This window comes from Sporosarcina sp. FSL K6-3508, from assembly GCF_038615825.1.
GTDB classification, from domain to species: domain Bacteria; phylum Bacillota; class Bacilli; order Bacillales_A; family Planococcaceae; genus Sporosarcina; species Sporosarcina newyorkensis.
This window is the reverse complement of sequence record NZ_CP152016.1, coordinates 1,493,597-1,512,930: the sequence shown is the minus strand read 5'-3', so window position 1 is coordinate 1,512,930 and position 19,334 is coordinate 1,493,597. Positions and strand designations below refer to the sequence as shown.

The 19,334-nt window shown below is 44.2% G+C and carries 22 protein-coding genes; 1 reads left to right on the top strand and 21 read right to left on the bottom strand.

Annotated elements, in window-relative coordinates; genetic code table 11:
- Nucleotides 1-13 precede the first annotated feature (13 nt).
- The 9 genes from MKX97_RS07075 to MKX97_RS07035 form a co-directional block, all read right to left on the bottom strand.
- Nucleotides 14-634 (bottom strand): helix-hairpin-helix domain-containing protein, encoded by a 621-nt coding sequence (locus MKX97_RS07075; protein WP_009496947.1) that lies wholly within the window; start codon nt 632-634, stop codon nt 14-16.
- A 107-nt stretch (nt 635-741) separates the two neighbouring features.
- A complete protein-coding gene (locus MKX97_RS07070) occupies nt 742-1,482 on the bottom strand; it encodes a class I SAM-dependent methyltransferase (RefSeq protein WP_078816523.1) in 741 nt (246 codons plus the stop codon).
- The gene (rsfS, locus tag MKX97_RS07065; protein WP_009496949.1) at nt 1,479-1,823 is read right to left on the bottom strand and encodes a ribosome silencing factor; all 345 of its coding nucleotides are present in this window, start codon (nt 1,821-1,823) and stop codon (nt 1,479-1,481) included. The genes MKX97_RS07070 and rsfS overlap by 4 nt, the downstream gene beginning before the upstream one ends.
- A 3-nt stretch (nt 1,824-1,826) precedes the next feature.
- Nucleotides 1,827-2,399: a bis(5'-nucleosyl)-tetraphosphatase (symmetrical) YqeK gene (gene yqeK, locus MKX97_RS07060; RefSeq protein ID WP_342537262.1), complete on the bottom strand. Its 573-nt coding sequence runs from the start codon at nt 2,397-2,399 to the stop codon at nt 1,827-1,829.
- On the bottom strand, nt 2,374-2,958 hold the full coding sequence (locus MKX97_RS07055) for a nicotinate-nucleotide adenylyltransferase (protein ID WP_009496951.1): 585 nt from the start codon (nt 2,956-2,958) through the stop codon (nt 2,374-2,376). Before MKX97_RS07055 ends, yqeK begins: the two co-directional genes overlap by 26 nt.
- A 10-nt stretch (nt 2,959-2,968) precedes the next feature.
- On the bottom strand, nt 2,969-3,259 hold the full coding sequence (yhbY, locus tag MKX97_RS07050) for a ribosome assembly RNA-binding protein YhbY (protein WP_009496952.1): 291 nt from the start codon (nt 3,257-3,259) through the stop codon (nt 2,969-2,971).
- 2 nt (nt 3,260-3,261) lie between these two features.
- A complete protein-coding gene (gene aroE / locus MKX97_RS07045) occupies nt 3,262-4,089 on the bottom strand; it encodes a shikimate dehydrogenase (RefSeq protein WP_340758738.1) in 828 nt (275 codons plus the stop codon).
- A 37-nt stretch (nt 4,090-4,126) separates the two neighbouring features.
- A complete protein-coding gene (yqeH, locus tag MKX97_RS07040; RefSeq protein ID WP_342537261.1) occupies nt 4,127-5,227 on the bottom strand; it encodes a ribosome biogenesis GTPase YqeH in 1,101 nt (366 codons plus the stop codon).
- A 2-nt stretch (nt 5,228-5,229) separates the two neighbouring features.
- Nucleotides 5,230-5,766 (bottom strand): YqeG family HAD IIIA-type phosphatase, encoded by a 537-nt coding sequence (locus MKX97_RS07035; protein ID WP_342537490.1) that lies wholly within the window; start codon nt 5,764-5,766, stop codon nt 5,230-5,232.
- 135 nt (nt 5,767-5,901) lie between these two features.
- Between MKX97_RS07035 and sigK the strand changes: the two genes are divergently transcribed.
- Nucleotides 5,902-6,600, top strand: a complete 699-nt coding sequence (gene sigK / locus MKX97_RS07030; RefSeq protein ID WP_040758142.1) for an RNA polymerase sporulation sigma factor SigK — start codon at nt 5,902-5,904, stop codon at nt 6,598-6,600.
- 466 nt (nt 6,601-7,066) lie between these two features.
- Here the strand turns inward: sigK and mtnN are convergent, their stop codons facing one another.
- The 12 genes from mtnN to MKX97_RS06970 form a co-directional block, all read right to left on the bottom strand.
- A complete protein-coding gene (gene mtnN, locus MKX97_RS07025) occupies nt 7,067-7,759 on the bottom strand; it encodes a 5'-methylthioadenosine/S-adenosylhomocysteine nucleosidase (protein ID WP_342537260.1) in 693 nt (230 codons plus the stop codon).
- A gap of 261 nt (nt 7,760-8,020) precedes the next feature.
- Nucleotides 8,021-8,683 (bottom strand): DUF1510 family protein, encoded by a 663-nt coding sequence (locus MKX97_RS07020; RefSeq protein ID WP_078816519.1) that lies wholly within the window; start codon nt 8,681-8,683, stop codon nt 8,021-8,023.
- Nucleotides 8,684-8,798: 115 nt separating this feature from the next.
- The gene (greA, locus tag MKX97_RS07015) at nt 8,799-9,275 is read right to left on the bottom strand and encodes a transcription elongation factor GreA (protein WP_078816518.1); all 477 of its coding nucleotides are present in this window, start codon (nt 9,273-9,275) and stop codon (nt 8,799-8,801) included.
- A 208-nt stretch (nt 9,276-9,483) separates the two neighbouring features.
- Nucleotides 9,484-10,119: a uridine kinase gene (gene udk / locus MKX97_RS07010; RefSeq protein WP_342537258.1), complete on the bottom strand. Its 636-nt coding sequence runs from the start codon at nt 10,117-10,119 to the stop codon at nt 9,484-9,486.
- Complete coding sequence (locus MKX97_RS07005) at nt 10,116-10,784, bottom strand: O-methyltransferase (protein ID WP_009496961.1); 669 nt, start codon at nt 10,782-10,784, stop codon at nt 10,116-10,118. Before MKX97_RS07005 ends, udk begins: the two co-directional genes overlap by 4 nt.
- A 32-nt stretch (nt 10,785-10,816) precedes the next feature.
- Complete coding sequence (gene mltG / locus MKX97_RS07000; RefSeq protein WP_009496962.1) at nt 10,817-11,953, bottom strand: endolytic transglycosylase MltG; 1,137 nt, start codon at nt 11,951-11,953, stop codon at nt 10,817-10,819.
- Nucleotides 11,954-12,041: 88 nt separating this feature from the next.
- Nucleotides 12,042-12,332 (bottom strand): DUF1292 domain-containing protein, encoded by a 291-nt coding sequence (locus MKX97_RS06995; protein ID WP_009496963.1) that lies wholly within the window; start codon nt 12,330-12,332, stop codon nt 12,042-12,044.
- An 11-nt stretch (nt 12,333-12,343) separates the two neighbouring features.
- Entirely contained in the window at nt 12,344-12,763 is a 420-nt protein-coding gene (ruvX, locus tag MKX97_RS06990) for a Holliday junction resolvase RuvX (protein WP_009496964.1), read from the bottom strand.
- Nucleotides 12,760-13,032 (bottom strand): IreB family regulatory phosphoprotein, encoded by a 273-nt coding sequence (locus MKX97_RS06985; RefSeq protein WP_040758807.1) that lies wholly within the window; start codon nt 13,030-13,032, stop codon nt 12,760-12,762. Before MKX97_RS06985 ends, ruvX begins: the two co-directional genes overlap by 4 nt.
- A 260-nt stretch (nt 13,033-13,292) precedes the next feature.
- Nucleotides 13,293-15,926, bottom strand: coding sequence for an alanine--tRNA ligase (alaS, locus tag MKX97_RS06980; RefSeq protein ID WP_342537257.1), 2,634 nt, complete (start codon nt 15,924-15,926; stop codon nt 13,293-13,295).
- 283 nt (nt 15,927-16,209) lie between these two features.
- Nucleotides 16,210-18,633 carry an ATP-dependent RecD-like DNA helicase gene (locus tag MKX97_RS06975; protein WP_342537256.1) on the bottom strand — a complete coding sequence of 808 codons (2,424 nt, stop codon included), beginning with the start codon at nt 18,631-18,633 and terminating at the stop codon, nt 16,210-16,212.
- 24 nt (nt 18,634-18,657) lie between these two features.
- Nucleotides 18,658-19,326, bottom strand: a complete 669-nt coding sequence (locus tag MKX97_RS06970) for a tetratricopeptide repeat protein (protein WP_342537489.1) — start codon at nt 19,324-19,326, stop codon at nt 18,658-18,660.
- Nucleotides 19,327-19,334: the final 8 nt, after the last annotated feature.

The following is a 19,334-nucleotide window of genomic DNA, read 5'->3' as shown; positions in this document are numbered from 1 at the left end:
ACGGTCGCCTCCATCAATTAAGTGTTATAGATGATTCTAATTTCTCAAATGTTTTATCGCCAATTCCTGAGACATTTTTCAAATCGTCCAATTGCTTAAAAGCACCATGCTCTTCTCTGTATTGGACGATTGCTGCCGCTTTTGACGGACCTACGCCAGGCAGCGTTTGAAATTCCGTTTCATTGGCTGTATTGATATTCACCTGTGCTGTCTGTGTGCCGCCAGTAGCGGAAACCGCAGTTGCCGCGGGCTGCGAATAGGCGGGCGGTTCTTCTCCCGCAACGGGTACATAGACCACTGACTCGTCCAACAATTTCTGTGCATGGTTCAATAAACGAGTATCTGCTTCCTCCGTATAACCGCCTGCTTTTTGCACAGCATCAAGCAAACGATCTCCTTCTTGCAAAGAATAGAGACCTGGATGTTTCACAGCACCTTTAACATCAACCAAAATCGCAACAGACACTGCTTCTGCCACTAATTCAACAGGTGGTACGACTTCTTCAATTGGTTCAACAACTTCTAACGTTTCAAAAAGGGATTGTCCTTGTTCTACGGATACTGAATCCATTTGTTCTCGGGGAAAGAACAGAACGAAGGAAAGTACAGCGAGTGCTGCAATAGGAATGATCAATTTACGCCATTTTTCGGTAATGAATGAACGGATAGTTCAACATCCTTTCTTTCAGCACCGTATGGAGTCCCCTTAACTATAAACGATTTTCTCAAACTTTGGAAGGGTTATTTACGCACTTGAAAGAATACTCTTTCACTTTCATCCGTCGGCGGTTCATCTTCCCAATCTGCAAAAATCCTTTCGATCTGGAAGCCGGCATCATTGAGCATCCCAACATACTCGGTAACCGAGAACGTGCGCTGCATATGTACTTCGTCAAATCGTTTGAACAATCCATTTTCCTGTCTGACAAAAAATGCAAGCTGCGAATAAATAGAATGCTCTTCGTCACCAGGAGCAGTTTGCCACATATATGTGATGCGCTGATCATCAAAAACAAACGGCCCTTCCAAGAAGATTTCATCCATTTTGAAAATCGAATGAACGTCAAACAGCAAGACGCCATCCTTGCCAAGCGCTTTATAAATTCGGCGGAATGTTTCTCTTACATCAGTTTGAGAGATGACATAATTTAACGAATCAATCGAAATGACCGCAATATCGTATGTACCTTCCACTTCCAGTTGTTGCATTGGCTGCTGAATGAATTCAATATCGAGCCCAAGCGACCTGGCACGGTTCGAAGCAACTTCCAACATATCTGCGGATAGATCGACACCAGTGACACTCGCACCCTTTTTTGATAGCATCGCGGACAACAAACCCGTACCGCAGCCAATATCCAAAACTTTTTTCCCCACAACGCCAGTAGACGCCAAATCGAGCAAATCGATGTAGGCGTCATATGGGATATCATTCATTAATTCGTCATAAATATGAGCGAACTCTTGATAGGAAGAACTCATTGTTCATTTGCCACGTTTAATAACGGCGCGTCTCCCCAAAGTTTTTCTAGATTATAGAAGCCGCGTTCTTCTTTGTGGAATACGTGTACAACTACATCCAATAAGTCGACCAATATCCAGCGTCCAGAATCAAATCCTTCCATCCGCTTGACAGTAAAACCTTCTTTTGCTGCCTGATCTACGACTTCGCGCGCGATCGCTTGTACTTGTCGCTCAGAGTTTGCGTGGCAAATGATGAATTGGTCGGCTATTAATGAAATGCCCTCCATATTCAACACGACAATATCCTCTGCTTTTTTACTATCTACTGCTTGATAAGCTAATTCCAATAAAGTTGGCATATTTCACTGTTCCTTTCTTCTGCGTACATGTTCATTATAGCAATCAAATGAATAAGGGAAAATGACTGCGTACTGATGAACTAAAAATTTAAGTGTATGTTGAATACACTCCGTCATTTGATCTTCTAATAATTGACCGTTGATGCGTTTCCGTAAGTCTTCGATCCCAGGAAACTTCCTGCCCGGTTCGATTAAATCTGCAATATAGATGACTTTCTCTAAAGGTGACATTCCTGCCCGACCTGTCGTATGAAAACGAATCGCTTGAAGAACGTCCTCATCTTCTACTCCATATCGCTCTTTTGCAAGCAATGCTCCTACTGGCGCATGCCATAACTCGGCATGATATTGTGAATACAAATCATACTCTTGATCTTGTTTCAATAAATCATGTAATTCCTCTTTATCCATGAACTTAGCGTAATCATGGAATAGTCCGGCGATTTCTGCTTTTTCTACCGACACGCCTACCTCTTTGGCTAACTCCACAGCAGTCGCAGTTACACGCAGGACATGTTCATAGCGTTCTTGCGGTAAACGCTGCTTCAGATCATTTCGAACTTGTTGAAGATCCATATAATCTCTCCTCTCGAATGTATGCCTCGACAGCAGGAGGGAGCAGCAATTGAACTGTTCCTCCCTCTAAAAAGCGTTGGCGGATCAAAGTGGAAGATAAATCAAGCTGTGGCGTCTCCACCATTTGGACCGGAAAATCAGATGCACTCACGGCGCCAGGACGCTTCACGCCGATAAACTTGATGATTTGCAGCAGCTCGTCAATTTTGTACCACGTCGGCAACTGATCGATCATATCGCCACCGATGATGAAATAAAATTCATGTTGCGGTTCATCTTGGATCAATTGCGACATCGTATCGTATGTGTAAGATACACCGCCGCGCTCAATCTCAAAAGACGAAGCACGCAATCCTTCTATCTCATCCACTGCCAATTTTACCATGTGCAAACGTTGCTCCGCTGTAGCGTCTCCAGCCGCAGTTTTATGGGGTGGAACCGCAGTCGGCATCAGCCACACTTCGTCTAGATCACCTGCATACCGTACTTCGTTTGCAATCAACAAATGCCCTGTATGAGGCGGGTTGAATGTTCCACCTAAAATGCCGATTCGTTTCATCCGACTCTCCTTATGGTAGTAGTATGCGTTTCTTCTCTTTCGATTCTCTGTACAAGACGATGATATTACCAATGACTTGCACTACTTCGATTCCTTTGAACGCGCCAATTCGTTCTGCTATTTCGTTCTTGTCCTCCTCACAATTTTGAAGGACGCTGACTTTCAATAGTTCACGTGCTTCCAGCGCTTCATCAATTTGCGCCAGTATCGCTTCTGTCAAACCACTTTTCCCAATTTGGAATAATGGTTGCAAATGATGTGCTTCACTGCGCAAAAATCTTTTTTGTTTACCTGTTAACATGTTTACCCGCCAACTTTCATTGTAATCGTTTCAATCATTTTTTTCGTATCGGGATAGACGCCTGTCCATTTTTCAAAAGCGAGTGCACCTTGGTGTACAAACATCCCGACACCATTCATAATACGCGCGCCTGCTTGTTCTGCCGCCTGTAGAAATTCTGTTTCCAGCGGATTGTAAATAATATCCGCCACTATTGCATCTCTTGCTATGTTTTTAGGATTTAACGGCATACCTTCCTGCGCAAAATTCATCCCGACAGAAGTCGTCTGGACGACGAGACCAAATTTGCCTAGCCGTTGTTCCGCTTCCTCTATCGAGAAAACGTACGCATTCCGCATTTGTGCAGCCAGTTCTGCCGCCTTGGAAGCTGTCCGATTTGCAAAATAGAGAGGACCGTAGCCAGCAGATTGCAGTGCAAATGCGATTCCTCTCGCCGCACCTCCAGCTCCTATGATCAGCACAGGTGCATCTACACCGTCGTCTCCCGCAAACTCTTCCAACGATCTCACAAAGCCTGCACCGTCCGTGTTGGTACCAATCAGTTTCCCGTCATTTGTTTGATAGACCGTGTTGACTGCGTCCATGAGTTTTGCTGAATCGTCCACTTCATCTAGGAACGGAAGGATCGCCTGCTTATGCGGCACCGTGACATTCCATCCACTGCAGCCGAGCGTACGTAAGCTTTGAATCGCCTGCTCAAGATTTTGCGGCTCTACATGGATCGGCACATAGGTTGCATTCAGATTGCTCTGTCCAAACCACTGATCATGCATCGTCGGTGACATCGATTGAGCGATCGGGTCGCCTAAAACAGCATACCATTTCTTCATTGCTATCCCCTTCCGTCTCATAAGCTATTTGCGGACCTCAAATCAATGAAGGTCGTATAATCACATTCACGCCTTTAGGTGCATGCACAGCTACCTGTACATCCGCATGCTGAATCGTAATCCAGCCAAGACCTGAAATAACGACATCCGTCTTCGCTTCTTTAATTGAAAATTCATGACGAACGAGTGGCGGCAGTTTCTCAAGTGAAGCCGCACTCGGCGGAGACAGCATGTCCCCCAAATGATTGAGATAGAGCTCATCCGCATTTTCTAATTTTGTCCGATGCAGCGGCAGACCGTTCGCTACGTAGATATTGAATGACGAACGATCTCCTGCGATAAAATCAAAGCGAGCCAAACCACCAATGAATAAAGTTTGCTCAGCATTTAACTGATAAACTTTCGGCTTCAACTCTTTTTTAGGTGTGATGAGTTTCAAGTCTTTGGCGTCCAGGTCATGTGCTATTTGATGATCGTTAATAATGCCTGGTGTATCCATTAAGGACTTGCCGTCATCCAACGGAATCTCCACAACATCAAGTGTTGTACCCGGGAAGTAGGACGTTGTTATGACATCCTGTACGCCTGTCGCATCTTTTATAATGCGGTTGATGAATGTGGACTTCCCGACATTCGTACAGCCCACGACGTAGACGTCCTTGCCTTTACGGTAGGTCTCGATGGCGTCGAGCGCTTCCGACATCCCTGTACCTTTCACTGCAGATACAAGCAGGACATCGATCGGTTTCAATCCTAATTTTGCCGCTTCGGCTTTCATCCAGTTGGTCACACGTTTCGAATTGATCGACTTCGGCAGTATATCGGATTTATTGCCAATCAATAAAATGTCTTTCTTGCCGACGAAACGATGCAGCCCATTGATCCAGCTGCCGTTAAAATCGAAGATGTCGACCACTTTGACAATCAGTCCGTCTTTTTCACCAATACCGTTCAAGATCGCTAAAAAGTCATCTCCCGATAAGGACACCGGCTGCAATTCATTATAGTTTCGTAATTTGAAACAGCGCTGACAAATGACATCTTCCTTCTCTAAAGAGGAAGGCGGTGCAAAGCCTTCTGCTGTTTTATCTGTCGTCTGGATCGCAATCCCGCATCCAATACATTTGATCGATTCCAAATTTACTCCTCCCACGTGATCAATCCTTTTCTTTTAAACCTTGCCATAATCCTTCGTTCAATCGCTCTGTTGAATTTCGTAATAGGCGCATCAGAGCTTGCTACAGGAACGACCAATATCGTCTGCAGACCGACCCGGTTCGCACCTAAGACATCTGTCAACAGCTGGTCACCAATCATCACAATTTCATCTTTTGACAATCCTAATGTCGCGATTGCTTGATGAAATGCTTTTTTCAGTGGTTTCCGTGCTTCACAAATAAACGGAATGCCTAATGGATCACAAAAATGACTCACGCGTTCTATATGATTATTGGAAACAATCGTAATTTGTAAACCTGCATCGTGCATCGACTTGAACCACGCCATAATATCCTGCGTAGCATCTGCACGGTCCCATTCAACAAGTGTATTATCCAGATCGGTAATGATGCCCTTAATGCCTTGTTTCACAAGCTTTTCCGGCTTGATATGCAACACCGATTTGACATATTCACTCGGTAAAAAATGTTTTAACACGTTATCCTCTCCGCCCTGCATCAAATTCTTGTCTGATTATAACATAGTTGCGTATTCCACACGCACTCCTATGTCTAAATTCCCCGGTTTTCTTGTCGGGTGATAGTCCCTTACATCTTCGCATATGTTGAAGTATTAAGAATCGGAGGTGGTCACATGAGCGGGTTTTTCATGGCCGTCGTGCAATTGTGGTTAGAGATCCCCGCATTACTCGGCTATATCAGAGGGCAAGCATTCCTTCGCCCACTCTCAAAAAAGGAAGAAGCAGAGTGCCTGAGACGATTAGCTGAAGGCGATGAAAGTGCGCGCGATGAGTTGATTGAACACAATATGCGGTTAGTAGCTCATATCGTGAAGAAGTTTCAGCCGAAACATGAGTTGTTGGACGATTATATTTCCATCGGCGTCATCGGCTTGATGAAAGCAATCAACAGTTTCACACCTGACCGAAAGACGAAACTCGCAACGTATGCCGCTCGCTGTATCGAAAATGAAATTCTTATGTATTTGCGAACACAGAAGAAAGTCCAGAAAGATGTCTCCCTTTATGAACCCATCGGCCTCGATAAAGACGGCCAATCCTTAGAAATCGCGGATCTTCTCCAAACAGATGATATTCCTCCACAAACCACAGTTGAACAGAACGAGCAAAAAGAGCGCTTGTATAAGCATTTGGGTAAGCTTGATGCCCGAGAGCTGGAGATTATCCAACGACGCTATGGCTTGCTCGACGACAAACCAATGACCCAAAAAGAGATTGCCAAACAATTGAATATTTCCCGTAGTTATGTTTCTCGTATTGAGAAAAGAGCCATTGTGAAATTATATCAATCTTTTAAGCATGAGTATCAATGAGTTTCTGATTCGGCTAGCTGCAAACGCCAGAGGCTAGGATCATAAGTCAAAACAGCTGGGTGTTCCAAAGGTCGCCACTTCGCTGTTTAGCCTTATGCCTGTCGTCTCTTACACGGCGTTTGCAGCTTTTGAATTTAAAAAGCGTTTCCACTGGCCAGGGTCCCGGGGTTCCGGGGGTCCCTGCACATCGGAAACGCTTTGTTTATCTTTATTCAGCAGAACCTCTCGCCCTGTAAATAGAGAGTGGAATAAGGTTTTATATCCTGTTCAGCATGTGTACAAATACGCACTGAACAAAGATATAGCCTTCGGCAGCTGTCAGTCCGCCTTGACCTCACGTAAAATTACTGCCGCCAAAATTGCTGTTACTACAAATGCACCACCCATAAGGAATCCCATCGGTTGTCCCTCCTTTCGACGAAACTATCATATGCTTTGTCTACTAATTAATTTTACCATAACCGAATCAAAGTTTCGAGATGACGCGTAAAACAATCTGTGACGAATGTTTTGCTGCAAGTGGTAAAAATTCATCAAAACTGATAGACGACTCTTTCCCTGCGATATCGGAGAGCGCACGAATGACTACGAATTTTGTGTTGAATTGATAACACACTTGAGCAACGGCTGCTGCTTCCATTTCGACAGCGATGACTCGCGGAAATTTCTCTTTTACTGACAACACTCGATCAGCATCAGACATAAATACGTCAGCAGACGCAATCGTTCCTACCGCGTGCTTGTATGTATCCAACTCTGTAACTGTTTCCTTTGCCAGATTGATCAATTCCTTATCTGAAGGGAACGTAGCAGGAAGTTGAGGTACTTGGCCGAGTTCATAGCCAAATGCCGTGACGTCTACGTCATGGTGAAGGACGTAATCGGAAATTACAATTGTCCCTACTTCGAGGTCGGGATGTGTACCGCCTGCTGAACCTGTATTTAGTACGATGTCCGGCTTGTAGTTTTGCAAAAGAATGGTCGTAGCCATAGCAGCGTTTACTTTACCAATACCACTTTTTGTAACGATGACTTCATGTTTGCCAACTTTTCCTTCGATGAATTCGCAGTTGGCGATAGTAGTAATTTTCCCAATGCCGATTTCATGGCGCAGTATTTCTACTTCTTCTTCCATGGCTCCAACGATAGCTATTTTCATTGTTCTCTCTCCTTCGAAAGTTTGTTTCCATTAAAATAATAAAACCTAAAACATTGTGTATGTTCAGGGCATCGTTGATTTGCGCTGCGGGCGGGACGCTTTCCGGGGGGCGCGGCTTGAGCCTCTCGTCGCTACACTCCTGCGGGGTCTCAAGGCTCACGTTAATCCCCCTGGAGTCGCCCTCCGCTCCAATCAACTAGTAACGCTTTTTGGTATTGAAATAAAAACAAACCATAGCCACTCATAATAAATAGTGTAGGTCTATTTCGTCTCCAATGTATTCAGAACATCCATTTTTACTGGTGTCCAGCCTTCGCCGTCTACCCATTCTATGTAGACTTTGTATTTCTCTGATTTGTCCAGACTTGAGACGATGCCTTCTGATTTTTGGGGGCTTCCACCGTTTTGGATGCGCCAGTAGATCAGTTGGTCTTCAGGAAGGCCTGTGGCGTATGAAATCGCTGCTTTTTTCTCGTGCCAATCATCAGATTCCCCGTCATATTTAGAAACGTGCTCACCTGTTTGTTTTGTTCCGATTGGTTTCCAATTTGAATTCACTATCGTCTCTTTAACAGCACTGTCATTAGATGGAGTGACGGTAAGGGATTCGGATTCGTCAACGATCTTGCCGCCTTCCTCCTCTTCGTCCTCCACATTGGTATCTTCATCCGGATTTGTTTCTTCTGTGTCGTCTTCATCCGGCTGCTCTTCCACGAGCACATTGTCATCCGGTGCCTCTTCAGTCTGTTGCGGCTCCTGTTTCTGATCTTTGCTTGCTTCTTCCTTGTCATCGCCAATAATAAATGTGACGCCGACAATTAAAATGAGCAATACAACGATGCCGATTAAAATGTTTAATATCTTATTTGCCTTATTCCCTTTTTTACGTGACATTCTGGAAAAATTAGGTTCTCGATCTGCCATTTATCACATCTCCTTAAACACAGCATATACCCTTGTCCAATCAGACGTTTTATCCGACCAATTGGTTTCAAAAAAAGCAATACCGTCTTCTGCCAGTGAGAAGACGGTACATTTGTCATTTTATCTCGAGTATTTCAACTGACATTTCGCCGCCGGGAGTTAAAATCTTTACTTTGTCATCTTTCTTTCGTCCAATCAATCCCTTAGCGATAGGAGAATCATTCGAAATGAGTCCTTCCAAAGGATTCGCTTCCGCGGAACCGACAATCGTGTACGTCTCTTCTTCTCCATCTGGAATTTCTTTGAACGTCACCGTTTTGCCTAATTGCACTTCATCGTTGTTCAACTCATCTTCTGTGATGATCACTGCATTGCGAATCATAGATTCCAATGAAGAAATCTTTCCTTCAACAAATGCTTGGTCTTCTTTCGCTGAATCGTACTCGGAATTCTCCGATAGGTCGCCATAACTACGTGCTATTTTGATACGTTCAACGACTTCTTTACGCTTTACCGTCTTAAGATATTCTAGCTCTTCTTCTAACTTTTGTTTACCCGATACCGTCATAGGGAATTTTTTTTCTGAAACCATTTAAACAACACTCCTCAAATTTCTGTTCATAAAAAATACTATGCCACACCAACTTCAGGTATGTGACATAGTGGAACTATTATTGTTTACGTTTACCTTACTCCAATTCAGTTTAGGCTAACTGAATTTCAGTAGACCGTGCATCCTTCCAATAGCTTATAGCGACAAGGTCTACGTTGAATTAATTTAAAATTATGTCATCATCATATTATACTTCGTCTGCAGAAGCAAGAATTGTTTTTATTTTAGTCACCATCAAATCGATAGCAACCGCATTCTCTCCGCCTTCTGGAATGATTATATTGGCATACTTTTTTGTTGGTTCAATGAATTGATTATGCATTGGCCTAACTACGGATATGTACTGTTCGATGACCGAATCCACATTTCGACCTCGGTCATTGATATCGCGTAATAATCTTCTGATGATCCGAATATCTGCATCCGTATCGACAAATAATTTAATGTCCATTAAATCACGCAGACGTTCATCCTCGAGCACGAGAATCCCCTCTAAAATGATCACGTCCTGTGACTCCACACAATTCGTCTCCGCAGACCTAGTGTGCAATGTATAATCATATGTCGGTACTTGGATCGATTGTCTTTCCAATAACCGGTTGATATGTTCAATTAATAAATCAGTGTCGAATGCCAGCGGATGATCATAATTCGTTTGCAGCCGTTCTTCAAATGCTAAATGTGATTGGTCTTTGTAATAGTCATCTTGCTCGATGACTACAACGGAATGACCTTGAAACACTTCATGAATCTTTTTGGTGACACTCGTTTTACCGGAGCCGGAACCTCCGGCAATGCCGATCACAACAGGCTTTTTCTTCACAGCGATTCCCCTTTGCTGCTTTCTAATTCGTTTTTCTTGACCGCAATCAAAATTCCATCTCCAATGGGCAGAAGAGACGTCTCATAACGTTCATGGTTCATTGCCCAATCAGTGAATTTTTGCAGATTGCGAATCATCGTGCGATTTCGTTTCGGTACTTCTGCATCTTTCAACAGCACCATACCATGCATGAACATATTATCACAATAAATTACACCTTTTGCGCTGATCAATGGACTATATTTTTCAAAGAACTTTTGATATTGTCCTTTTGCCGCATCAATGAACAAGGTATCAAATGGTTGCTTTGGCAAGTTCTTTTCGTCAAATACCAAAGCATCATCCTGGATGATTTGAATACGTTCTTGTAAACCGCTTCGCTCAATGTGCTCGACAGCTTTCGCATAACGTTCCGCGTCTCTTTCAATTGTATAAATTATCGCCTCAGGAAACGCTAGAGCTATTCGGATTGCCGAGTAGCCAATTGCGCTGCCGATTTCTAGAATTCTTTTTGGCTGCTGTATTTGAAGCAGTCCAATCAACGTATTCAAACCTGTATCATCCATGATCGGTACGCGGTGTTCTGCCGCATAGCGCTCCATTTCAAGAATGAGCGGCTCTTTCTCTTTGGCAAAACCGTTAATATAGGCACTGTAATCCGCCATATAATTTCTCCTTTATAGAACCTTCTTATTTCTTATTTATGCTGACTATCAATATACTCAGCTTTGTTTTTCAAATGCTCTTCATAAGTCTTCGCGAAATGATTCACACCATCTTTATCTGCCAAGAAAAATAAATACTTTGTTTTGGAAGGTTCGACAGCTGCTTGTAAGGACGCGGCTCCCGCATTGGCGATAGGACCCGGTGGCAATCCTTTATTTTGATAGGTGTTGTATGCATTTTCCACTTTTAGATCCTCGAGTAATACACGGTCTTTATGCTCTCCTAAAGCATACAAAACAGTAGGGTCTGTTTGCAGAGGCATACCTTCATCCATTCGGTTAATGAACACACTGGCGATGGTTTCACGATCTGCTTTGCTCGTTGCTTCTTTTTCAAGCAGGGAAGCAAACGTTAATAGCCAGTGCGCGGACTTTTCTTTCTCTTCTAAAAAGCCTTGGAACGGAATGATATTTTGCACCGTTGCATCCACCATCGTATCCACTACTTCTTCCACTGACGGCGACTCATCATAAAATGGATACGTGGCCGGGAATAAATAGCCTTCTAGAGCATAGCGAATGTTTTCTTTTTGTATTTCTTCGGTAATAATATCGGGATACTTCGTCATATATCGCAAAACGGCGTCTTCACTCGTTACAAAATCCATAAATTCCTCTTTTGTGAACGATGCCTTTGCGCTTGTCCTTTCTGCGATCTGATCTAGCGTCAAGCCTTCCGGTATCGTCAGCGTGAAGGCAGGCGTTCGATACACCACACCTGTTTTCAAACTCTGAAGTAATTCATCAGGCGTCATAGATTTAGTAAGACCATATGTTCCAGCTTGGAAATCTGCTTCATTGTTTACTTTTGCATAGTATTTAAACACTCGAGCACTTTTGATAACGCCCTTTTTTTCCAGAATCTCAGAAATAGTATCCAACCCCGAACCAATCGGTACGACCACTTCTACGACTTTTTCAGAGTCCGGATCAACTGGCTTTAATGCACCTTTTATGTATGTATAGATAGAGAAACCGCCAATTATCCCAATCACGAGAATGACGGATACGATCCAAAACACGATTTTTCGAACTGTCCTCACTTCTTCCTTTTGTTCAAGCATCCGTTGAAACATAACTTCCTTTTTTCTTTGGGGCTCTTTTTCCATAACCCTCACCTCTTTTTCACTACTGCTGAATTAAGTTAAAAAAGACGGAACGGTCCGCACCATTCCGTCCGTCACATGAATAGAACTCTCAGTCGCCTTCTTCTTCAAGGAAAGTATTCAATACTTCTTCAATCATATCCCATTCTTCATCGGATTCGATTTCGAGTAATTCTCCGCCTTCTTCGCCTTCCTCCGTAGGAATGAAAGCAGATGCGTGGATTTCGACATCTTCGTCATCGTCCACTTCTTCACCGTCTAAAATGTGGTAAAGTACATACGATCTTTCATATTCTTTCGAATCAAATGTTAAGATCACTTCACAAACATGCTCTTCACCGTTCTCGTCAACTATTGTCATTGTTTCTTGTCCGTGTTCCATTCTAATCACCTCTAAATTTTTTTTGAATCCAAATACCCTTGAAGTATCATGACAGCTGCCATTTTATCAATCACCGATTTCCGCTTTTTACGGCTTACATCCGCTTCGATTAAGACACGTTCGGCAGCCATCGTCGTCAGCCGCTCATCCCAAAGAACAACTGGAAAACCAAATTTCTCGCGTAAACTTTCGGCGTATTGTTCAGAGGCTTGTCCCCTCGGGCCGATTGTATTGTTCATATTTTTAGGATAGCCGACGACAAATTCATGTACTTCGTATTCTTTAGTTAGTTCTTCGATCCGCTCAAGACCGAAAAGACCTTCTTCTTCGTTGATTTTGATCGTCTCGATGCCTTGAGCAGTCCATCCGAGACCATCACTAATTGCGATGCCGACTGTTTTCGTGCCGACATCCAATCCCATTATTCTCATTCTGCTTTTCCTCTATTCTCTCGAATGTAGAACTTCACTAATTCTTCGAGAATTTCATCTCGTTCTAACTTTCGTATTAGACTGCGAGCGTCTTCGTGGCGCGGAATATAGGCTGGATCTCCGGATAGTAAATAGCCGACGATTTGATTGATCGGGTTATAACCTTTTTCTTCCAATGCTTTGTAGACATGGAGCATGACTGCTTTGACTTCTTCCTCCATTGATTCCTCTGGAAAGTTGAATTTCATCGTTTCATCAGATGAATTCATACTCGACACCCCGCTTTCCGATTCCATTATGTGTATACCAACCAATCGTTCTTTCGCTTCCTAGACACCGTTGATTTCCGCTTCGGGCGGACGCTTTCCAGGGGGCGTGGCTTGAGCCTCCTCGTCGCTTCGCTCCTGCGGGGTCTCAAGACACACGCTGACCCCCTACGAGTCGCCGCCCTACGCTCCAATCAACTAGAGATGTGAAATAATAAGCCTATTTCAATAGTGTATATCAGTAGAACGATTGCTGAAATTGGTTAAACAGATTTTACATAATCATACACGGATTGGAGCGCGTCATCAAGTTTAGACGCGTCTTTTGCTCCGGCCATTGCCATGTCGGGACGGCCGCCGCCTTTTCCGCCGCATAGGGATGCGACGTGGTTGACGATTTTCCCTGCGTGATACTCGCTGCCTTTTAAGTCGTTCGTGATGCCAGCCGCGAGCATTACTTTGCCGTCTGTGACGGTTCCTAATACAATGACGCCTTTGGATGTTTTTTGTTTCAGTTCGTCGATCAGCTGGCGAAGGCCATTGTTGTCTTTTACCTCTACATTGGCTGAGATAACTGTGATGTCTTCGATTTGTCGAGCTGTTTCCATGACGTCCGTCAATTGGCTGTTGCCCATTTTTGCAGCTAATGATTCGTTTTCACGCTGCAAGTCTTTATAGTCCGCCAAGATAGATTCGACTTTCGTTACGACCGTTTTCGGTGTTGCTTTCGTCGCTGTCGCTACTTGATCGATGACGGCTTGGTCTTCTTTAAAAGAATGGAATGCTTGTCCGCCTGTCAATGCTTCGATTCGGCGTGTTCCTGCTCCGATTCCGCTCTCCGAAACAATTTTGAAGACATTGATGTCAGATGTGTTGTTTACGTGACAGCCGCCGCATAGTTCGATAGAGTAGTCGCCTACTTGCACCACTCGGACGATGTCTCCATATTTTTCACCAAACAGGGCCATTGCACCCATTTCTTTAGCTTCTGCAATTGGAGCAAGTGATGTATTGACAGGAGTTCCTACCCAAATTTGTTCATTCACTTGATATTCAATACGTTCGAGCTCCTCTTTCGTCACTTGGCCGAAATGCGAGAAGTCAAATCGCAGTCGATCGGGGCCTACATAAGAACCCGCTTGATTGACATGCTCTCCAAGGACATCTTTCAATGCACGGTGCAGCAAGTGAGTAGCTGTATGGTTCTTGACCGTCAGCTGACGTAAATGCTCGTCGACCACGGCAGTAACTGCAGCGCCCCCATTCATTTCTCCGGAACTGATGAAAACGGTGTGCAAGTTTTGGCCATTCGGTGCTTTTTGGACATCCTGGACTTCTGCAATGAATGCCTCATTGGTCAATTTCCCTTTATCTGCAATCTGTCCGCCACTTTCTGCGTAGAAAGGGGTCTGATCTAAGATCACTTGCACAGTTTCACCTTCAGCAGCATGTGAGATACGCTGGCCATCTTTTAAAAGTACGATAACCGAAGCATTCGTTTGCAACTGCTGATAGCCGATAAATTCACTTGGAACATGGATTTCACCAAGCACACCGGATTGGATGTGCATGGAATCTACGTCCGCTCTCGCAGCGCGTGCGCGATTTCTTTGTGCTGCCATCTCTTCATCAAAGCCGATACGGTCGACTGCAACATTCTCTTCCAGGGCGAATTCTTCGGTTAATTCGAACGGGAAGCCGTATGTGTCATACAACTTGAATGCGTCGCTTCCTGAAACCACAGGCACTTCAGAAGCTTTAGCTTTCTCGATGATTGTTGAAAGAATCGCCATTCCGTCATGCAATGTTTCGTGGAAACGGTCTTCTTCGTTTTTTACAACCTTCATGATAAACGCTTGTTTCTCATGCACTTCAGGATAAAAGTCTTTCATAATATCTCCTACAATTGGAACGAGCATGTACATGAACGGCTTATTAATTCCTAATTGCTTAGCGAAACGGACCGCTCTTCTTAGTAGTCGGCGCAAGACATAGCCACGGCCTTCATTGGAAGGTAGCGCTCCGTCCCCTATCGCGAAGGCAACAGTACGAATATGGTCCGCGATTACTTTAAATGCAGTATCTGCTACCGTTGTTTCCCCATATTTCTTGCCTGAAACGTCTTCTACTGCTTCGATGATGGGCAAAAACAGATCTGTATCGAAGTTCGTTGGGACATCTTGGATGACTGAAGCCATCCGTTCGAGGCCCATCCCTGTATCAATATTTTTCTTAGGAAGAGGAGTGTACGTATGATCCGGATTATGATTGAACTCAGAGAATACTAAGTTCCAAATTTCCAAGTAGCGATCATTCTCTCCTCCCGGATATAATTCAGGATCGGAGAAGTCGTCTCCATAAGCAGGACCGCGGTCATAGAAAATTTCTGAGTTTGGTCCGCTTGGGCCTTCTCCGATATCCCAGAAGTTCCCTTCCAAACGAATGATCCGCTCTGTAGGGATTCCAATCTTGTCTTTCCAAATGGAGTATGCTTCTTCGTCTTCCGGATGAACGGTGATCGACAACAATTCCGGATCAAAACCGATCCATTTATCGTTCGTCAGAAAATCCCACGCACGAATAATTGCTTCTTCTTTAAAATAATCACCGATCGAGAAGTTTCCGAGCATTTCAAAGAACGTATGATGACGCGCTGTATAGCCAACATTTTCGATATCGTTCGTACGGATCGATTTTTGTGCATTGGCAATCCTCGGATTCTCCGGTATGACTCGTCCATCAAAATACTTCTTCAACGTTGCAACGCCACTATTGATCCATAGAAGCGATGGGTCATCGACAGGCACTAAAGCGGCCGATGGTTCTACTTTATGCCCATGCTCTTTAAAATAGTCTAAAAAAAGTTGGCGAATTTCAGATGCCGTTAGTTTTTTCATCGTTTACTCCTCCTAAAATTAAAAAAACTCCACCCCTGTATAAAGGGGCGAAGGTTAAAGAATCGCGGTACCACCCTAATTACCGCAAGTTGCGGTATCTCGAGTTGCTTTAACGCAGCAAAGACGGCAGGGATTAGCTGCAACTTCGGAATAGCGTTCCTCAAGTCCTGCGAGAGCTTTTTCAGCCTGGAAGCTCTTTTCTAAACACAGAATACACGAGTACTCGTTCCTTCGACGTTTTTCAATATTTCTAAACGAATTATAGGAAAGTTCTACTGCTTTGTCAATCGGCCGCTTCCAGAAAGTCGAATGGCGACACATCTGACATTCCAATCATCGGATCAATCATACTGAAATTGTCCATCGTTAACTTTGCGAGTGTGGTTTCCACAGCCTGCTCAATTGGTTGTTTCGCCTCTTCAGAGCCAGTCAACTGAACTGTTTCTTCCGCTTCTTCTATATCAATAAAACCAGCAATCCGCTCTTTCAATGTCGTTTGACGCTCGGTTTCATCCGTTCGCTCGATACCTGCCTTGAACTCTTCCGCCTCACCACATAGTATCAAGAAGTTTTTGGCTCTCGTGATGCCTGTATACAGGAGATTGCGTCTCAGCATTTTACGTTGACTTCGTACAATCGGCATGACAACGATCGGAAACTCACTGCCCTGAGACTTATGGATCGAACAGCAATAGGCTAGCGTGATTTGATTCAAATCGCCGCGTTCATAGTTCACTTCATTGCCGTCATACGAAACGACCAACATCGCTTTTTTATCAGTCGTCTCTTTGGCCAACATGATGGCTACAACTTCTCCCATATCGCCATTAAAAACATTGCTTTCCGGCTGATTGACAAGCTGCAGCACTTTATCCCCGACCCGATACGTCGTTTCACCAAAAGTCATTTCTTTTCTGCCCGCAGCGGGCGGATTGGTGATTTCCTGGATCATTTTGTTCAGACCGTCTATGCCAGCCGGACCTTTATACATCGGTGCTAGCACTTGGATATCTTTGATCGAATGTCCTTTAGATGTCGCACTTTGAATGATTTGTTTGACCGCAGGGAGGATTTGCTCACTGGAAGCCCGTATGAATGATCGGTCAGACGTCTTCTTCGTCACATCCATCGACCATGTCCTCTGCTTAATCATATGCGCCATTTCGATAATAGTAGAGCCTTCACTTTGACGGAAAATATCGGTCAATTCAACAACCGGAATCTTGCCTGACTGCATAAAATCATGCAGTACTTGGCCTGGTCCGACAGACGGCAGCTGATCTTGGTCACCGACGAATAAAAGCTGTGCATCATTTCGGACCGCTTTCAATAATTGATGCATCAGCCACGTATCGACCATCGACGTTTCATCGATGATGATTAAATTGCCCTCTACTTCCCGCTCAGTCTCTTCTTCCGATTCCTGACCGGTAAAGCCGAGAAGGCGGTGAATCGTCATAGCGGGCAATCCTGTGGCTTCTGACATACGTTTTGCTGCCCGTCCGGTAGGTGCCGCCAATATAATTGGAAACGGTTCTTTCTTACGTGCGTATTCTTCAAGATCCAATGAGAGTCCATGTAATTCTGCATATACTTCAACGAGACCTCGGATAACGGTTGTTTTCCCCGTCCCCGGTCCTCCCGTCAAAACGAGCAAAGAAGAATGCAGCGCCCGCTCAATTGCTTCCACTTGCGTTTCCGCATACTCCACTTCCAAACGTTCTTCAATTTCGCCAATCGCTTTTCTGATCTCAGAAGCAGGGAACTGTTCATCCACTTCATTTTCCAGAATGCGTTGTACTTTTGCAGCGATTCCGATTTCCGAATAATAAAGGGAAGGTAAATAAAGCCTTTGCTTTTCGGCAGACAACGTCCCTTCCTCAACCAATTCGATAACCGCTTCCGAGATGGATTCATACGATATGTCATGAGGCTGACTTGCTTCGAGCAATTGCTTCGCTTGCGGTAAGATCTCTTCAGATTCCAAATAAACATGACCTGAAGACTGCACTTCACTATGTACACTGTAATAAACAGCAGCTTTTATTCGCGCGGGATGATCGCCTACTAATCCCAATTGTTTCGCCAAATCATCTGCGCGCTGAAAACCGATCCCCTCGATTTCCTTTATGAGCCGATAAGGATTTTCCGTCAAGATGTCGATTGCATCGTCTTGATAAGTCTGATAAATCCTCATGGCGATTTGAGGTCCGAAGCCCCATTCATTAAGTTGCACCATGGTTCGTTCAAGACCTAAGTTTTCTTGTAAAACTGCTACAAGCGTATCTTTTCGTTCCTCTGACAAACGCGGGACCTGATCGAGGACGGACCGATCTTCCAAAATCTTCTGTATGACGTTATTGCCTAAAATCTTTACGATTTCTCCTGCCGTCTTCTTCCCAATGCCAGGAAATAAATCACCTGATAAATAATGAATGAGCCCGGCTTCGGTTGCCGGAAGCTCTTTTGAAAACGTTTGGACGTCAAATTGCTGACCATGGACAGGATGGTTCACCATACGACCCGTAAACTTATAATCCTCTTCAGCAATCAATGGAGGAAAGGAGCCTTTGATGACGATCTCTTTATCCCGATAATCTGTATTGGTCGATGTGACTTTCATTTTCACTATGGAAAATAAGTTCGTTGCGTTATGAAAGATCGTTACAATCGGTCTGCCGATTATATACTGTTCAGATTCATTCATCAGGCCCTCACCTCCTTTTCTCTGCTATTCGCTTTGTTCGTCGCCGAGCTGGATCATATCGTAAATATATCGCGCCTGTGTGTGCTCCGGCTCGACCGTAAAGGCTTGCTCCAAGTGGGACAATGCGCGCTTTTTATCCTCCGTGGAGACTGCAAACAACACGCCTAGGTTATAATGGGCGTCCGCATGTTCCGGTTCCTTTTCTAAAATGGTCTCAAAAACCGGCTGTGCCTCTGGAAACAGTTCCAGTTTCGCCAGTAAAATGCCGTAAGACAATAAAACTTCCTGATCGTCTTCGTTCAATTCAACAGCCCGCTGCAAGTAAGGCAATGCCAGACGGTCATTGCCTGCCTGTTCCATGCTTTTCCCCAACATAAAATAGACGTCTACCGTTTCCAGTCCCGTCTGGATGGCTCTCTCATAAAGTTTGGCCGCCTCTTCAAAACGCTCTTGATTGTAGTACAGATTGGCGAGGCCATAAAATGCTGTGCCTGCCTTCTCGTCAAGAGTCAATGCTTTTTGGAAAAATGGTTCCGCACGCTCTGTGTCTCCGAGCGAAGCGAAAATATTTCCAATATTAATATAGCCGGTTGCATCCTCAGGATTTTCCTCAATGGATTGCATGAACAACTCGACTGCTTTTTCGTAATTGCCTTCTTGCATTTCTTGAATTGCTTCATTCTGTAACGACATCATATACC

Excerpts from the sequence above, each read along its gene's own strand:
- MKX97_RS07070 (WP_078816523.1), bottom strand. The coding sequence starts at position 1,482 with ATGAGTTCTTCCTATCAAGAGTTCGCTCATATTTATGACGAATTAATG.
- rsfS (WP_009496949.1), bottom strand. The coding sequence starts at position 1,823 with ATGCCAACTTTATTGGAATTAGCTTATCAAGCAGTAGATAGTAAAAAA.
- yqeK (WP_342537262.1), bottom strand. The coding sequence starts at position 2,399 with ATGGATCTTCAACAAGTTCGAAATGATCTGAAGCAGCGTTTACCGCAA.
- MKX97_RS07055 (WP_009496951.1), bottom strand. The coding sequence starts at position 2,958 with ATGAAACGAATCGGCATTTTAGGTGGAACATTCAACCCGCCTCATACA.
- yhbY (WP_009496952.1), bottom strand. The coding sequence starts at position 3,259 with ATGTTAACAGGTAAACAAAAAAGATTTTTGCGCAGTGAAGCACATCAT.
- aroE (WP_340758738.1), bottom strand. The coding sequence starts at position 4,089 with ATGAAGAAATGGTATGCTGTTTTAGGCGACCCGATCGCTCAATCGATG.
- MKX97_RS07035 (WP_342537490.1), bottom strand. The coding sequence starts at position 5,766 with ATGCAGGGCGGAGAGGATAACGTGTTAAAACATTTTTTACCGAGTGAA.
- sigK (WP_040758142.1), top strand. The coding sequence starts at position 5,902 with ATGAGCGGGTTTTTCATGGCCGTCGTGCAATTGTGGTTAGAGATCCCC.
- mtnN (WP_342537260.1), bottom strand. The coding sequence starts at position 7,759 with ATGAAAATAGCTATCGTTGGAGCCATGGAAGAAGAAGTAGAAATACTG.
- MKX97_RS07020 (WP_078816519.1), bottom strand. The coding sequence starts at position 8,683 with ATGGCAGATCGAGAACCTAATTTTTCCAGAATGTCACGTAAAAAAGGG.
- greA (WP_078816518.1), bottom strand. The coding sequence starts at position 9,275 with ATGGTTTCAGAAAAAAAATTCCCTATGACGGTATCGGGTAAACAAAAG.
- MKX97_RS07005 (WP_009496961.1), bottom strand. The coding sequence starts at position 10,784 with ATGGCGGATTACAGTGCCTATATTAACGGTTTTGCCAAAGAGAAAGAG.
- mltG (WP_009496962.1), bottom strand. The coding sequence starts at position 11,953 with ATGGAAAAAGAGCCCCAAAGAAAAAAGGAAGTTATGTTTCAACGGATG.
- MKX97_RS06995 (WP_009496963.1), bottom strand. The coding sequence starts at position 12,332 with ATGGAACACGGACAAGAAACAATGACAATAGTTGACGAGAACGGTGAA.
- ruvX (WP_009496964.1), bottom strand. The coding sequence starts at position 12,763 with ATGAGAATAATGGGATTGGATGTCGGCACGAAAACAGTCGGCATCGCA.
- MKX97_RS06985 (WP_040758807.1), bottom strand. The coding sequence starts at position 13,032 with ATGAATTCATCTGATGAAACGATGAAATTCAACTTTCCAGAGGAATCA.
- alaS (WP_342537257.1), bottom strand. The coding sequence starts at position 15,926 with ATGAAAAAACTAACGGCATCTGAAATTCGCCAACTTTTTTTAGACTAT.
- MKX97_RS06975 (WP_342537256.1), bottom strand. The coding sequence starts at position 18,633 with ATGAATGAATCTGAACAGTATATAATCGGCAGACCGATTGTAACGATC.
- MKX97_RS06970 (WP_342537489.1), bottom strand. The coding sequence starts at position 19,326 with ATGTCGTTACAGAATGAAGCAATTCAAGAAATGCAAGAAGGCAATTAC.